The organism is Ferdinandcohnia sp. GQ5 (assembly GCF_059759275.1).
The window spans coordinates 207,058-222,599 of record NZ_JCAXEW010000002.1; the positions used below are offsets into that span (position 1 = coordinate 207,058).

Annotated in this window: 17 protein-coding genes; 4 read left to right on the plus strand and 13 right to left on the minus strand. The window is 36.2% G+C overall.

Going from position 1 to position 15,542, the window contains the following annotated elements:
* Window positions 1-99: 99 nt before the first annotated feature.
* Together AC6CHV_RS03010 and AC6CHV_RS03015 are read right to left on the minus strand one after the other, a co-directional pair.
* Window positions 100-543, minus strand: a complete 444-nt coding sequence (locus tag AC6CHV_RS03010) for a carboxymuconolactone decarboxylase family protein (RefSeq protein ID WP_440273076.1) — start codon at window positions 541-543, stop codon at window positions 100-102.
* 84 nt (window positions 544-627) lie between these two features.
* Window positions 628-1,266: an FMN-dependent NADH-azoreductase gene (locus AC6CHV_RS03015; RefSeq protein ID WP_440273075.1), complete on the minus strand. Its 639-nt coding sequence runs from the start codon at window positions 1,264-1,266 to the stop codon at window positions 628-630.
* A 218-nt stretch (window positions 1,267-1,484) separates the two neighbouring features.
* Between AC6CHV_RS03015 and AC6CHV_RS03020 the strand changes: the two genes are divergently transcribed.
* Complete coding sequence (locus AC6CHV_RS03020; protein WP_440273074.1) at window positions 1,485-1,976, plus strand: RrF2 family transcriptional regulator; 492 nt, start codon at window positions 1,485-1,487, stop codon at window positions 1,974-1,976.
* A gap of 113 nt (window positions 1,977-2,089) precedes the next feature.
* On the opposite strand, the gene AC6CHV_RS03025 is transcribed toward AC6CHV_RS03020, so the two are convergent.
* From AC6CHV_RS03025 to AC6CHV_RS03045, 5 genes are all read right to left on the minus strand, one after another.
* Window positions 2,090-2,644: a CBO0543 family protein gene (locus AC6CHV_RS03025; protein WP_498078084.1), complete on the minus strand. Its 555-nt coding sequence runs from the start codon at window positions 2,642-2,644 to the stop codon at window positions 2,090-2,092.
* A gap of 113 nt (window positions 2,645-2,757) precedes the next feature.
* Window positions 2,758-2,955 carry a hypothetical protein gene (locus AC6CHV_RS03030; protein WP_440273073.1) on the minus strand — a complete coding sequence of 66 codons (198 nt, stop codon included), beginning with the start codon at window positions 2,953-2,955 and terminating at the stop codon, window positions 2,758-2,760.
* 185 nt (window positions 2,956-3,140) lie between these two features.
* The gene (locus AC6CHV_RS03035; protein ID WP_341331340.1) at window positions 3,141-4,151 is read right to left on the minus strand and encodes a DUF3231 family protein; all 1,011 of its coding nucleotides are present in this window, start codon (window positions 4,149-4,151) and stop codon (window positions 3,141-3,143) included.
* A 202-nt stretch (window positions 4,152-4,353) separates the two neighbouring features.
* A complete protein-coding gene (locus AC6CHV_RS03040; RefSeq protein WP_498078085.1) occupies window positions 4,354-5,202 on the minus strand; it encodes a sialate O-acetylesterase in 849 nt (282 codons plus the stop codon).
* Between the two features lie 358 nt (window positions 5,203-5,560).
* On the minus strand, window positions 5,561-5,737 hold the full coding sequence (locus AC6CHV_RS03045; protein ID WP_440273072.1) for a hypothetical protein: 177 nt from the start codon (window positions 5,735-5,737) through the stop codon (window positions 5,561-5,563).
* Window positions 5,738-7,118: 1,381 nt separating this feature from the next.
* Between AC6CHV_RS03045 and AC6CHV_RS03050 the strand changes: the two genes are divergently transcribed.
* The gene (locus tag AC6CHV_RS03050) at window positions 7,119-7,256 is read left to right on the plus strand and encodes a hypothetical protein (protein WP_165918121.1); all 138 of its coding nucleotides are present in this window, start codon (window positions 7,119-7,121) and stop codon (window positions 7,254-7,256) included.
* Between the two features lie 337 nt (window positions 7,257-7,593).
* Here AC6CHV_RS03050 and AC6CHV_RS03055 read toward each other — a convergent pair whose 3' ends face one another.
* Window positions 7,594-8,298, minus strand: coding sequence for a PH domain-containing protein (locus tag AC6CHV_RS03055; RefSeq protein WP_341331338.1), 705 nt, complete (start codon window positions 8,296-8,298; stop codon window positions 7,594-7,596).
* A gap of 459 nt (window positions 8,299-8,757) precedes the next feature.
* On the opposite strand from AC6CHV_RS03055, the gene AC6CHV_RS03060 reads away from it, so the two are divergent.
* Window positions 8,758-9,168, plus strand: a complete 411-nt coding sequence (locus tag AC6CHV_RS03060; RefSeq protein WP_498078086.1) for a hypothetical protein — start codon at window positions 8,758-8,760, stop codon at window positions 9,166-9,168.
* A gap of 142 nt (window positions 9,169-9,310) precedes the next feature.
* Here AC6CHV_RS03060 and AC6CHV_RS03065 read toward each other — a convergent pair whose 3' ends face one another.
* Window positions 9,311-10,735: an amidase family protein gene (locus AC6CHV_RS03065; RefSeq protein ID WP_498078087.1), complete on the minus strand. Its 1,425-nt coding sequence runs from the start codon at window positions 10,733-10,735 to the stop codon at window positions 9,311-9,313.
* Between the two features lie 379 nt (window positions 10,736-11,114).
* Here AC6CHV_RS03065 and AC6CHV_RS03070 point away from each other — a divergent pair, with 379 nt between their 5' ends.
* The gene (locus AC6CHV_RS03070) at window positions 11,115-11,513 is read left to right on the plus strand and encodes a hypothetical protein (protein ID WP_341331335.1); all 399 of its coding nucleotides are present in this window, start codon (window positions 11,115-11,117) and stop codon (window positions 11,511-11,513) included.
* Between the two features lie 123 nt (window positions 11,514-11,636).
* Here AC6CHV_RS03070 and nadR read toward each other — a convergent pair whose 3' ends face one another.
* The 4 genes from nadR to AC6CHV_RS03090 form a co-directional block, all read right to left on the minus strand.
* Window positions 11,637-12,662: a multifunctional transcriptional regulator/nicotinamide-nucleotide adenylyltransferase/ribosylnicotinamide kinase NadR gene (gene nadR / locus AC6CHV_RS03075; RefSeq protein ID WP_341331334.1), complete on the minus strand. Its 1,026-nt coding sequence runs from the start codon at window positions 12,660-12,662 to the stop codon at window positions 11,637-11,639.
* Window positions 12,659-13,357: a nicotinamide riboside transporter PnuC gene (gene pnuC / locus AC6CHV_RS03080; protein WP_498078088.1), complete on the minus strand. Its 699-nt coding sequence runs from the start codon at window positions 13,355-13,357 to the stop codon at window positions 12,659-12,661. The genes nadR and pnuC overlap by 4 nt, the downstream gene beginning before the upstream one ends.
* A 61-nt stretch (window positions 13,358-13,418) precedes the next feature.
* Window positions 13,419-14,201, minus strand: coding sequence for an NUDIX domain-containing protein (locus tag AC6CHV_RS03085; RefSeq protein ID WP_498078089.1), 783 nt, complete (start codon window positions 14,199-14,201; stop codon window positions 13,419-13,421).
* 317 nt (window positions 14,202-14,518) lie between these two features.
* Window positions 14,519-15,340, minus strand: coding sequence for a nucleotidyltransferase domain-containing protein (locus AC6CHV_RS03090; RefSeq protein WP_498078090.1), 822 nt, complete (start codon window positions 15,338-15,340; stop codon window positions 14,519-14,521).
* Between the last annotated feature and the right edge of the window lie 202 nt (window positions 15,341-15,542).

Consider the following 15,542-nt stretch of genomic DNA (forward strand, 5'->3'; position numbering starts at 1 on the left):
ATTTATACTAGAAAATTTATTTTGTCGTAAAGTAGAAATTTAAAAGCATACAGACTGGTTCTTTTGGATTCCATTTGTCAAATGGATTGTTCAGATTAATTACATCTCTGTTGCTGTATTCCCCATTGCAATAGAAATTCTATTCCAATTGTTGATTTGATTAATTATTAGAATAAGGTCAACATATTGTTTTTCATCAAAATGTTCACGAACTCGCTGATAAAGCTCATCTGGCACACGTTTTGTTGGGATTAATGTCACGTATTCTGTCAACTCAAGTGCTACTTTTTCCGCGTCTGAATAAAATGTACACTCTCTCCAGGCACTAATACAATATATTCGTTGTTCTGTTTCTCCCATTTTTCTAGCATCTACCGTGTGCATGTTAATACAGTATGCACAACCATTTATTTGAGAAGCCCGAATTTTTATAAGTTCACGAAGTTTACGGTCTATACCTGTAGTTTTTGTATACTTCTCCATTTCCATCATGATTTTAAGGGCTTCTGGTGCTACATTGTAATATTCGATTCGTTGTTCCATTATTAATTTCCTCCTTAAATAGCTTAGTTTAATCTACACTTTTTACCTTTCCCTTTAATTCAAAAAGTCACGGGTTTTTCAAGTTTAGAATGATTGTGAATTAATATATCCTACTACTTCTTTTTCAGCTGATTTCATTATTTCTTCTCTGTCATTAGTAGACATGTCTAAGCCTTGAGCACGTATTAATTTCATTTGGTTAATTCCCATCATGTGCAATACTCCGCGAATATATTGTGGCGCTATATCTAAATTTACATATCGGTAATTCGTATCATATTCACTTCCACTCGTTAGAATAAATGTGACTTTGGTAGTTTCGTCTGACATTAATCCAACAGAACCAGTTTTAGTATATTTGAATGTTTCTCCTGCTGTTAGAATATTATCCAGATAGTCTTTAAACTTTGCAGGCACATTCCAATTATGCAACGGCATGTAAATATAAATATAATCAGCTGACTTCCATTGTTTAATTAATTTATGTTGTGCTTCATATTTTTCTAATCGTTCAGCTGACATTTCTTTAGGATCAGTAAAATTTAAAGTATCCGCAGTAATTTGCGGGATAAAAGTATTTGGATCGTAAACATTTACTACTTCGATTGTTCCTTGACCCTTTAATTTTTCTTGTAATGTTTGTAAACCAACATCTGCTAGACGGTTTGCAGCTCTTTCTTGATTATTGTAATCAGGATGAGCCATTAATTGTAAAATTCTCATCGTTTCACCTCCATGAATTTGATTCTTGTTGTCCTCTTAAATTGGTTATAATTAAAGACTAAGTTAATCGCCGATTAACACTATCCATAATATACGCTATCTGTATTTTTGTCAATTGAACAAACTTACCCAATCAATAGGTTCCATTTATTTGACTAGTACTCTAAATCCTCATAAGATACAATTAATATTCCTTTATTAGAAGTAGGTGAATTTTTATGCAATATGGTGTAGGTGTAGAATATGCTTTACATTGTCTCGTTTATTTAATTGATATTCCTTCCAAAGAAAGTGTTGGGATAAAGGATCTGGCAGAATTCCAAGGACTTTCTGAGACATTTCTATCAAAGGTTTTTGGTAAATTATCTAAGGCTGGAATTGTAAGTTCTGTCCCTGGTGTAAAGGGAGGATATAAGTTATCTAAGTCCCCAGAAGAAATTTCTTTTTGGGATGTTGTTGAAGCAATTGAAGGTCCTAAGCCCATTTTTCAATGTAAAAATATTAAAGACAATGGTTATGTGTATAGAGAAGGCTGCTGTTCAGCTCCCTCATTCTGTACCATCAATTTAGTTATGCTCGCTGCGGAAGAAAAAATGCGTGATGATCTACGTAGTAAAACTCTTTCATGGTTACATGAAGAGCTTAATCGTGTCTTGCCCAAACAAATCCGTGAAGAAACCCGTAACTTTTTTTCGAAAAGTAGCAAATAAAAAACTCTCTACATTCCTTAAATGAGGAATGTAGAGAGTTATTAAATTAACCGTATTCATTTATGCTACTCGCACACTCGTATTCAACTACAACGTTTGATTTAACTTGTAAATTAGAGTATTGGAACATGAAAATAAATAACAAAAAATAAGATAATGGGAATAGAGGTAAGTAACGCATTTATTGGTTTTTTGTAATGCAGCCATAGCATAGGAAAAAGAATTAAATTAAATAACACCGACCACCCAATTGTCCAACCATTATGGTGAAAAACTAAATTTAAATAGTGTAAATTAATATATTCTATTAGGGAATATAAACTTACCCAAAATAAAATCCAAATTATACGTTTATAAATCCCCTTTGGAAACTTACTTAGGTATATCAAAACTGTTGAAGGATAGGCAACAAACATGATTAATAAAGAAATAATCGTATGGTTTGAAAGGAGATTTTCAGCAAATATACTCTCTTTATATTCCCACATCATATAGTCGTGGCAAAGTATATTGTAAAGTAAGTCCCCAAACCAGAAGAACAAGATTGTAGAATGGTACTCCTTCCAATTTCTCCAATCACCCCATATTAATGTCGCGCCAAGAAATATTCCGTTCAAAATTAAATGCATGTAATCAGCTCCATCGTTTCTGATTACTATTTTATCCATATATTGTAAAATGCATTTATCTTTTTTATTTCATAATTATAATCCTAATCAGTAAGGCTTATTTGTCTGCGGTTCTATTGTTTAACATGCAACTAAAATAGGCAAAATCATGACTATTCATTGGCTTTACTCCTTATTTTTTTCATATACATCATGATTCCAAATACAAAAAGTACCCCTATGAGACATCCAATAATTAAACCAATCAAAAGCTTCCAATCTACTTCTTCATTTCTCCATACACTCATTATGACTACTGATAGAACTACACCAATAATCCACGTTAGACAAAATTTCAATGTATTTTTCACTTTTGCCCCCTCCAATACTGGATGCCTGTTACGTTACAATATTCAATCTATATTCTTACTTCGCTAAGTTGTTTCGTTCGTACAATAAATTCAATAAAAAAAGCGATAATCCGTCTCTGGATCATCGCACCTGTTAGATTAAAACTAAATATATTGTCAGAATGATACAAGTTACTAAGAGATCATCATTTTTTTGTATTCGCTAGCTTGCTTCTGTCTTCCGCCATTGGTGGTTCTTCCAGCCAGCCGTTCTTTATCATGATGTTAATCCAATCATTACCAATTTTTAAATCTTCCGCCATTGCCGTCATATATTTTGCTGTTAAGTCTCTTCTAATCGAAGATGCCCATCCCGTTCCATAATAGACCATGGCCGTTGAGAACAAAAATCCAACTTGGAACATCATTAGTTTATCTGAAAATGGTGATACGGTAGAATCCGTAATTTCAGCATCAAAAATAGGTGGACTTGGAAGATTTTCAGAAAGTAAAACCTCAAAAAACAGTTTAATATGGTCTTCTTTCTTACTAACTGCTTTCTTTAAGAAATTTTTTATTTTATTGGACTTTGTAACTTGATAGGCTGAAATGATAAAGGCTTTAGCAAATATACTCTTTTTTAGATTAAAATAAATATCTGTAATTTCTATACAGCTTAATGGTCTCTTTTCTCCTAACCAACCTGTTAGAAAGCTTTTATCATCTATGTAACTTGCACTATTTGGAGGGTTGACCACAGGCGGCCGATAATATAACCCTTTTTCTAATAACAAATTCTTTGTCCGATTACACAATTCAGCAGCGCTAGTGAGGCATTCAGTAAAATAATTACGTATATCCAATCGTGTACTAGTTGTGATAGCGCCACTATATCCATGACACCCATGAAGGGACATGATATTCAAATAGTTCAAACAAAATACATCAGAGTAAAGTCTAGGAACATTCCGTATATAATCCTCCTCCGTAAATCCAATTGGAATCGGGAAACCCTCACTCTTTAAGAACTCTTTTATACGTTCAATATGATTGGTGCTGAGAGACATTGCATATTCAAATGCATCCTTTATATCATTGTCCTCTAGATGTTCCATCATATGTTTATGAATACATATGCTTGCTGTTTCATTTGAATATTGAATCCAAAGTGCAGCAATCTCAGCAGAAGTTAATTTAGCGTTCGATATGTTGTCCAATTTTAAACACCTCACAGTTTTATTCATAAGGTGTCCTATTTATTACTTGAAAATTCCAATTTCTATAATCTTTCTAAGATCAACGAACCGTTTAGTAAGTAAAATTTTATCATTTTCACCATAACAAAATCTAATCCCTGTGTAGGGACATATCAAAAAGGCGCTTACCTACTAAAGGAAAGCGCCTGATTGTTTAACACTATTACTTACTTTCATTCATATTGGAGATGTTATTAGAAAACTCCTCAAAACTCAATTGTCCTAATGCAAACTTCGTACTTTGAACAAATATACGTTCATTTTTCGTTAGTTCACTTTTTGCTATCTTTTCAATCCATTCATTTTCTATGTCTAAAATATCTAATACATGCTTTTGTTTTGAAAAAGCCTCAAAGTATCTTAATCCAAATTTTCTTTGGGACAAAGCATTAATATGTATGCCATCTGGATTGGCAGTTAAGCCTTTTGACGTTACAAAATAACAATTTTTTTCGGAATGAGCAACTTGAGATAATATCTCGTTTATTTGTTTATATTCTACAGCACTTTTTCCAAATCCTACCTCTCCAAGATAATGTCCCAACTCACCAATCAAGATTGGGATATCCGGTGCATTCAATTCTTCTCTCAAGTGTTTAAATAATGAAAGTAATTTATCTTCATATGTCTTATAACGTTCTCCGTAACTGTCGCTTTCTCCTTGGTGCCAAAGAATTCCCACTAATTCACTTGTTTCCATTGCGAATTTTGCTTCAGAAATTGCATGTCTTGTTAAGATTCCATCAATAGCCCACTCATCTATCGAACTTCCTCCCTCAGCACATGGTATGAGCCCAATAAATTCGCCGGGATGCGCTTCTGTCCAAGCATGAGCAAAAGAGGCTGCTGGGCCAACACCAGAAACGTGACGATCAAAATTAAGCGGTTCTACCATCATTTGCCATCTGCCGTTTCGCAACATTTTTATGTGCTCATTATAAATCGGACTTACGTCTTCAATAAATCCTCTGCCTGCCATATTTGATTGACCGATTAATAGTACTGATTTCATAGTAAAACCTTACCTTTCAGTTTAAGTATCTAAAGAAATTTTTAATAGCATCCATTCGTATCTTATGACTACAATCTTCACAACAAAAATACTTAGTCTTATTTTTCTTAATTAGTTTAAAGTGTAGCGAACCTTTGTATACCCTAAATACTTTTCTGCAACTAGTACAGAGTACCTCATAGAAAAACATTTTATTATCTTCATTGTGAAACATATCGTCCTCCAAAGTGAAACACTCTTTATTTGGATACTTTTATTAAACGTAGGGAATCTCTTTCCCCTCGACAAGGCTTTTAAGTTTGCTAAAGACTGATAAAAGCCCACCGAATTAACAGTAACTCTTATTCCGGAATTTTCTTCATTTCTGATAATGGATTATTTTTTCAATCGTTAAAGTCATCGGATATTCCTCTTTCAGATTATTATGAGCATTGGGCATTAACGTAGAGATTACTTTCTCCCCAGCACTTAGGTTCGGTATATTCCACGGTGATCCTGGTGCGTACCGTTGTATGAGCATGTCTTCATTTGTCATAGCATTTCCAAACTTTTTCTTTATCTCCATTTTAAAAAACAGAACTTTATATCTGGTGAATTATCCATAAATGATTCCCCCTGAAACATTTATATTTAATAAACAGGATTTACAAATCATTATTCCCTTTTAAAAATTTCCACAAAAAATGGGATTTTCCTTCTTGGATCATCCGTTTGGTTACTATCATTCTATAACTTTAAAATAGATCATTTAAACAATCCACATGCTGCCCGCTTACGGAATTTTTAATTAATCATTTGCCTTGATCTGTCTGAAGATACCTCAACTTCGGACACACCCTTGTGGAAATTGCCTAGCGTTGTCCGAAGATACCTTAACTTCGGACACGCTCTTGTGGAAATTGCCTTGTGCTGTCCGAAGATGGCTAAACTTCAGACACGCTCTTGTGGAAATTGCCTTGTGCTGTCCAAAGTTGCCTAAACTTCAGACACACACCAGCAGATAGTGCTTAGCGTTGTCCGATGATACCTTAACTTCAGACACGCTCTTGTGGAAATTGCCTAGCGTTGTCCGAAGTTGCTTAAACTTCAGACACAACCCAGCAGTAATTACCTTGTGCTGTCCGAAGATACCTAAACTTCAGACACGCTCTTGTGGAAATTGCCTTGTGCTGTCTGAAGATGGCTAAACTTCAGACATGCTCTCGTGGAAATTGCCTTGTGCTGTCCGAAGATGCCTAAACTTCGGACAGAACCTTGCAGAAATTTCCTAGCGTTGTCCGAAGATACCTAAACTTCAGACACTACCCAGCAGTAATTGCCTTGTGCTGTCCGAAGATGCCTAAACTTCGGACAGAACCTTGCAGAAATTTCCTAGCGTAGTCCGAAGATACCTAAACTTCAGACACTACCCAGCAGTAATTGCCTTGTGCTGTCCGAAGATACCTAAACTTCGGACACAACCCCAGCAGTAATTGCCTTGTGCTGTCTGAAGATATCCAAACATCGGCCACACCCTTGCAGATTATGCCTTGCCTTGTCCGAAGATACCAAAACATAGACCACACTCTAATAGAAATTGCCTTCGATTGTCCGCAGACTTTATTTCCTGGTAGTCTTTTTGACTAAAATTCATTTGACATTTAGCAATCAAATGTTGCCGGGCAAGTGTGTCTGAAGTCAAGTAATACCTTTAATAAAAGGTTTTGCCGTACTCAAGCAGCTCCCGTTGGTTGTCAAAAAAATTAAAGAGGTTGGTACATTACTAGCTTAGAATAGTGATAAAGGAGAATTTGAGTAAACTCAACCTTAGAAAACGCCCCTTTGTTGTTGAACTAACTGTGCAGGTTTATCGAAGAAGGTTAACTATCTTTTTTGTAGAATATAGATAGGTAAAGTAAAGGAGGTAAAAGATAAGTATGCATATACCGTGGATAGCTGTTCTAGGTCCAATTATACTTGTTTGGATAGCATCGTATATCGTTTATAGACTTATTACAGAACATATAGATGAGCGTTTTGAGGAATTGAAAAAATGGTTGAAAGATAATCAGTAAATATATATTGAAACCTTAGAAAAAAAGTAGAAAATATAGCTATTCAAGCCCCCCAGAATTACGTTAGCCAATTAGCTAAAGTGGCCGGAATGAATCCAAGCTATCTGTCTGTTATTTTCAAAAAAGGTCGGGATTTCACTACGAGAATACATTCAATTGTAAATTAAGACTCTTTGTGTTCAATCAAGTTAACCAGCAACCATTAAAATGAGAGATTCATTTTGTACCCTTAAATACGTTGGAAGACTTTACATGATTGTTTTAAAACAGCATACGTTAGAAAAACCTCCGAATTTAGTTTAGAGTATTGTCCAAAAAATTACGGAGGTTAAAAAGCCTATAGTCCGAGAAGCTGCTTTTTCTTGGATTCAAATTCTTCTTCGGTAATGACTCCAGAATCTAAAAGTCCTTTAAATTTTAAAATCTCATCAGCAGTAGAAGTATTGGCTGTTTGCTGTGGGCTACTATTTTGAGCATTAGAAGTTTTTAATTTATCCAAAACTTCATGAATCGAATTATTTATGGATGAAGCGGAAGCGGAATCTAATGCAATATTAAACTTTTCCTGTGGAGTATCGATTGTGAGAATACCAAATATCATTCCTTTTTCAAAAGAAATATCATTTATTTTTTCGTGATTAACAGCTTTAAACTTTTCTCCAGCAAAAGACTTTTGACCAAACAAAATTCGTTTGTTGGTAATTGCATATGCATAGTTACTATCGTGTTTAGTAGGGGATTGATAATTATGTAAACCGATGAAGGTCATTAATACCTTTTCACCGCGAATTAGGTTATCTTGTAACACTTTGAAGTGTTTAACCCCCCACTTTTCGTTAAAACCAGAACCAAATTTATTCTCTTTACAATATTGGTACATATTTTCTGCACGTGACATCGGATCATCACCAAGTTTGTCTTCCTTTTCTTGAATAATCGCTTTGATCTCTTCAACTGTAATTTTATTAACATTAATCGCCATAGCTCCTCCAACTTCTTTATTACACACACTGCAAATAGCTTTTCGATCAAAGAAACCCACTATAACATCTCCTTTAAATGAATAAAGTGTTATATCAATTGCTATTATAAAAAAGTATATTTAAAAAAGGGTAAACATAAAAAATCATGGTGATTGAGGAAAAATCCGTTTTCCCCAAATTGGCAATCCCTCGTTTTTTACCTTGTTTCTTAAAAATGTGTTTTTTAAAAGTTAAGACCAAGAAGTAAAAATAAAATCTCTTCACTTTTTTTAAATAAAAGGATGTAAATGCTTTTTCATCACTATTCTCCTACTATTTATTTTTTTATACTGCTTAAACCATAATGTTTAATGGGCAGACCCTGCAATGCTCCAACCTTGCACAAGCTATCATTCCGGTATTCCACTATACACAGTAGTTTTTAAGGTAAATACCCTTTTCATGGATACTCGCCCATAACTTTTATAGGTATTTGCATATGCTGTAGGGACAAAGAATTGATGAAAAGAGGAAACGTTATGAAATATGAATGGTATCAAATGAATCCAATGCCTATTCCGTACCAACATGATTATTCACATCCAGGAATGATGCGTGAGTTCAAGTATGGACACGGCGGCGGACAACATGGAAATCACGGTAAACCAGGACATGGCGGTGGACATTATGGTAAACCAGGACATGGCGGTGGCCACGGTAAACCGGGACATGGTTCATACGGAGGTTTTCAAGGTGGACTCCCATTTTTGGGTGGATTAGCAGGTGGGTTACTTGCAGGAACATTGCTCAATTCTCCTAATAACTATCCGTATTACCCATCCCCTAACTACGGATACTATCCAGGATACCCGCCAACGCCATACCCACCATATCAAAATTACCCAAATTACCCTGGATACCAGAACCCTCCTTACGGTGGATATTACTAAAATATTCTTAAACCACAGTTGCAACAGAAGCCATTACAAGAAGGAATTTGTAATGGCTTTTTCTATTTGTTTTATTAACTTAAGTCAGCTTCACTTGTATTACCGGATTAGTGTACCGAGGGCAAACTCAAGTATCCGATTCTTAATAACTAGGATTATCTTTTACCTGAATCCATGAGTCAGTCTTTTCAAGCTGACCTGCAAACTGTAACAGAATGTCTTCACGACCGCGTCTTGCCATAACTTGAACACCACACGGGAGACTTTCCTTCGTCAGATGCATGGGCAAACTCATTGCGGGTTGTCCGGTTAAATTCGCAAGCTGGGTGAATGGAGTTCTCTCTAGGCTTTTGTTTGCTAATTGCTCAACAAAGCCCGACTTTTTCAATATTCCTCCTAATCGTAAAGCCCCCACTACTTGGATTAGTCCTTTCTCAAATGGAGTCTGATCGAGCTCCCCAATCTTTGATGGAGGGTGGGCGGTAGTTGGGGTTATGTAAAGGTCATAATCATCATGAAAGTTTTCCATTTGAATGGCAGCTTTATCCCAAAACTTTAGACTTGCTAAAAATTCATCAGCTGAAACGGCTTTTCCAAGTAAATTCAGCATCCAAGTTGCCGGTTCTACGTCGTTAAATGTGATCTTCCGTCCGATCACATCCTCAATTTCGGTCAAGGTCGTGGCAACTTCTGCAAAATACAACATAAAATAGCTATTCGCTAATCTTTTTCCATCAATTGGCGCCGCTTTTTCGATAACAGTATGTCCCATCTCTTCTAAGAGCTTTATCGTTTTATGTACGGCCAGCTTACACTCCTGATCAACAGTCGTGCCTATTGGAGAGTCTGTTGTAAATGCAATCGTAAGCGGTCTTGGTAGTGAAGTCTGCAATGCATCTAAATAAGACCCTTGAAAAGGAGGTGCACTAAACGCATTCGCGCGGTCCATTTGATAATGGTCAAGCATGGTCGCACTATCCCTAACAGTACGGCTTAAAATATGATCGACCGATGCCCCCTGCCATACCCGCCCTCTACCTGGACCAGTTGGTGTTCGTCCGCGAGTTGGTTTTAAACCAAACAATCCACAAAAAGCAGCAGGAATCCGAATTGACCCACCACCATCATTTGCACCTGCAATTGGAACCATACCCGATGCGACAGCTGCAGCTGAACCCCCACTTGAACCACCTGGAGTATGATCCGTGTTCCAAGGATTTCGCGACGGTCCATAGTGAACAGGTTCTGTTATTCCCAGTAACGCAAACTCTGGCACATTGGTCTGTCCCAACAAAGTAACACCCGTTTTCCGGATTTGACGAACAAACTCACTATCATGATCCGCCTTAATGTTTTCAAGGAGCTTTGAACCACTTCTAACTGGTCGTCCTTTTACTTCCTGGTTAATACTCTTCGTTAAAAAAGGCACACCCGCAAATGGTCCCGTTGATTGATCGTGTGCAAGTTCCTGAGGATCCTCGTAAAATTTATCAACAACCGCATTCAGCGCACCATTTTTCTTTTCAATCTCACGAATCGCAGCATCTCGGACTTCCTCTGCCTTCACTTCTTTCTTTAGAATTAACTCAGCAACCCCACGCCGTCATATTGCTTGTAATTGAACATTAACCATCGCCCCCTTTTGGATTGCACAACAATTACTAACGTCCTACAATTAGGTCATTTTAATTACCACTATTTACCTATTATATTATCATTTTATGATCTATTTTTTTATGAAATCTTTTATGAATGAAAAAGAGCCACATAGAGAAATTGTTTATTAAATTAAGGCTAAAAAGTTTTAACAATTTTATATATTCTGCATCTCAATTATTGTACAATTTAAAAGATAAACTAACACGACTTTCACTTTGAATGCCATGCGGTGCAAGTATCCCTTATACGGGAGTTTGTTCAGACGTGTATTAATAAGGGAGATGCCCATGTTAATAATATTAAAAAGAAAGATTTTAACGGCCATTATTAGTAGCTTGATAGTTGCGCTCATTTTTATGGTTCCAGGTGGATTTAATCTGAATGGATTTGCTGGCTTATATTATTTAAATTTAATGATTGTGATTACCTATGGAGTTATTACATCCATAATTAGTGATTGGATGAGTAAAAAGATGTTTACATCTACATACTCACGTGAAATTTGTTCTTTTCTATTCCATTGTTTTTTTGGATTAGTGTTCCTGGTTCTTAGTCTTGTTTCTGCCATCTCCTTTTATATTGTTGACCGTTTACTAACAAGAGTAGAAATTAAATGGTGGACGGTTATTTTGGCTTTATTCATTGTATTACTACTCTTTTTTATAGGTATAAATATTGGGGATTAAGTTTAACGGCTAAAAGAATAATAAAGAAGACCTGAGCCTAGTAAAATACAGACTCAGGTCCAATAAATTGCTTACAATGTCTTATTGGAATTCACTTCGATTCTCAATAATTAAAATATGTTCTTAAACCCCTACCCTTTCCCCTATCAACTCAATTGCCTTTTCTAACCGCTCACGGTAGTTCCCGCTTATGCTTACGAACGGGATTCCATATTCATTCAATAATTCCTTCAAGCGCTGATTGTTTTCTTCACGAATCTGTTGTTCTCCGTGCACTCTTAATCCGTCATCTACCCATTCGACATCTGGCTCTAAAAATAGGCATAAATCGTATTGTTGGAGCCTAGCGATTTCAGCTAGTACCCGTTGCGTTTTACGATTATACAGTTCTGAATAGAATTGAGTGACAGCTGCCTCGGTGTCAATAAAGAAAATTTTATTCGCTTTTTTTCTAGCTTCATACTCTTTTAATTTATGGCCGTATGCAATAAGGGGATAATCCTCGTCTACCATAATTCCATCACAACCTCCCAACTCCTCACAGATATCCCTGCCATATTCGCTTACATACGTTGTGTTATACATAAGTGCCAGATTTCTCGTAAGCGTTGATTTTCCACAACTTTCCGTGCCCAAAATGACCACCTTTTTGACAAAATAAGGCTTCGCTACCTCTGGAATGTAGTCCCAGTATTGAAACACACCCTTTTCTCGAATTTCGGTAGCCGATATTGGAACGTGTTCTCTTTTTTCATCAACCAATATGTGAGTTGCCTCGGGATATAATTCTTGAAAAATCGAATCATATCCTTTTTCAGAACTGAACACCACATCAATGTTCCTGCCAATTTTCTCTTTTATTTTTACGGATCCTTCCTCCCAATTGTAATCCGCATCCCCATCATGATCCTCTACTTCGATGACCTTGACGTTTTTCATATCCTTCGTAAGTTGGGATAGCCAGCGGAGCCTGATCCGACTTGGTATATAAGGAAACTTGCTCACTTCACAAAGTTCCCGATCCCTCTTTTCGCTATGAGACAACACTACATACAATTCATCAACCATTGTGGAAGCTTTAATAATGGCGTACACATGTCCCTGATGCAGCGGTAAAAACTTTCCACCGTAAAACCCAACCTTTTTCATACCATTTCCTCCCCTTTTTGATTTGTATATACTTTCGACCAGTTGTAATATCCATAAATGCTATTGATCAGAAAGGCCGACCACATGACAAGCATGGATACATCGTTTCCTCCTTGTAATATCAAAGCCTTCAGCCAAAGTGCAATGGATAATACATTTACCGCGATCCAAAATAGCCACTGTTCAGTAAATCGTTTGAGCATTAAAATCTGAGCAATCACAGATAATGTCGTCGTTGCCGAATCGATCCAGACGACATTACCACCTATTTTTTCTAGAAGGTAAGCATACAGAACAAAAATGACGATGAATGAAGATAGGGTGAGGGTCCATCCTTTTTTCGTTAAAACACTGACTTGAATTTCTTCCCCTTGTACAGTTTGTTTTGCTTTATGTTTATTCCATAAATAAAGTCCTACAAATTGTAGTGGAAAATAAAACAAGGCATTTAACATGACTTCGCCATATAGGCCATAACCGTAAGCAATATAGGCATAGGTACCGGTTTGGATAATTCCAAAATAGTAATTACTGATCTTCCCTTTTGCAACCAACACAACACACAGCATTCCTGAAATCGAGGTAATAAATCCAAGAAGCGTATCATCCCAGACAAAAAACAAATACACATTTACGAGCGTAAACGTCACAAGCCATATCTTTTCAAATAAGGTCCAATCTTTTAAAATCTTCATTTTGCCTCACTCCTTAATGATTATTAATTAACAAATTGTTAATTATAATAAAGAAAAAAAATTAATACTTAGCATTATAGATGGATACATATGGATCGAAATCATTAAATCGATAGAGCTGTGCTTTGTTTTTCGACCAACGATTCGTTTTTTGTGGTTCTCCATCCTTCACGACTTTTTCAATAAATGGAAGCGTTGGAGCCTTTCTAAAAAATTGAGAATCTAGTTTAAGCCAAGGTTCATCCATGACCGTTAGCAATACCCCTTGTAGCTCAGATAAGACAAATTCCTTTGGTAAAAAATTTTTCGCGAGCGTTGTTAATGACATATCCTTTCTAATGAACCATAACGCATCATCGATGATTTCCTTATGATCAAAAGCAAGGTCCAGCTTAAACACTTCATCCATGGAAAATAATGCTACCTCGGCTGCGTCATCTGCTGCTCTCCTTTTCACAAGCTCATTTTCTGGAACTATCGCATAATGCGCATTCGAAATTATCCATCCCCGCTTGTCACGACCAAATTTGTCGTATACGCCAAAATGCTTGATCTTTAATCCTTCTATACCGGTCTCTTCTCTTAGTTCTCGAACAGCTGCTTCATAGGCCGTTTCCTCAGGCTTAATAAACCCACCAGGCAAAGCCCATTTTCCTCTTTCAATATTAGGCTCATCTTCATTTGTTTTCTCTGCCCGCTTAATTAACATTAGCTTTAGTATCTTTTCTGGTGGCTTATAAGGACCCACTTCTGTTGAAATAATCGTAAAAACAGCAATATCACTTGTATATCCATCAGGAGTACGATATTTACTTACATCGTAACCCAACAAATCCTCACTCATCTCTTAGACACCTCGTTCAGCTTCTTATTAATTAACATTTTGTTAATTGTTATTAGTATTATATCAAACACTTGCATAAAGTGTTACATAAAATTTTCGACAAAAGGAATCTTTTTCCGAAAACCCACTTATTAGTCAGGTAATATTTAGCTCATTCACAACTATTAATGCGATGAAGGTATCTATTAGTTTAATGCTTTACTTTTACTAAAAATGACAATGATAATGAACTCTTGATAATTAAACTGCTAAACTTTAAGACTTATCGAAGAATAATTAGCAACTTTATAAAACTTTCGCCAATATTTGAAATCTAATTAAACTTCCCCATTTGTTGATTTAGAAATACTAACTTCGTGCTCAAAATTCGCACAAGCCCATTCACCCTCTCTCTTAAATAGCTTGCATACAGTTTCTCGGTCCGCTGTTGGTTCCTCTATCCATTTTAGCAAGGTGTGAATTGTAGATCTCTTATCTGGGAAGTGGTGGATAAAGACTTCTGATTGCTCGTGGAGTCGGGTCGACCAAATTTGAGAGCGCACCATCACTATAGAGTAGAATGTTCGAATGAGTTTACGAGCAAAGTTTTGGGAAACTATTTTAATCTCCTCGTTTGAAGCTGTTTTACACTTATTTAATGTCCGAGTAAGAATTTCACAAATATCTCCATTAAAGCGAATAGCTATTTCTGATGTTAGTTTGTATGGACCAAACCGTTCCCCTTGATCCTCCCCGTACACACAAACACAGAGTTCTTTAAGAAATGCATTTTCATAGTAATTCGAGGGATCAACTGTATAGTCATAATATGCAACTGCAATACCAACATCACGAACCAAAGAACGATATTTTTGTGACAATTCTCTAGCCAGGTCCTTTAATTCATCCATTTTAAACGTACTCAGTTTACGATCAAAAAGCGCGATTAGGTCTAGATCTGATTTTAAAGCTAAGGCCTCTCCTCTGGCTACGCTTCCGTACACATAAACACTGTGCAATTGTTTAGGAAACAATTTCTTAAGGCTGTCAACAGATTGCTGAATACAAGGCACAAAGACATGATCAATTTTATCTTTACTAACATCACTTACGATAAATCCATTAGGGTCTAGACCATATCCCGCTTTTAACATCCCCATTCAATCCCTCTCTTTCTTGATCCAGTGTTTTCTAACTGTAGACCAAAGACATGACCAATTTCATGTTGTGCAATTAAATTCCATTGTGTCGTTGAATAAAGATCCTTGTCAGCATTATTTAACTGCAAATACCAAAAAGTTTTATGCTGCCCTGAAGTAGAAGAAACCACTCTTGCTGACTGTTTACAATTGATGAAGTCTA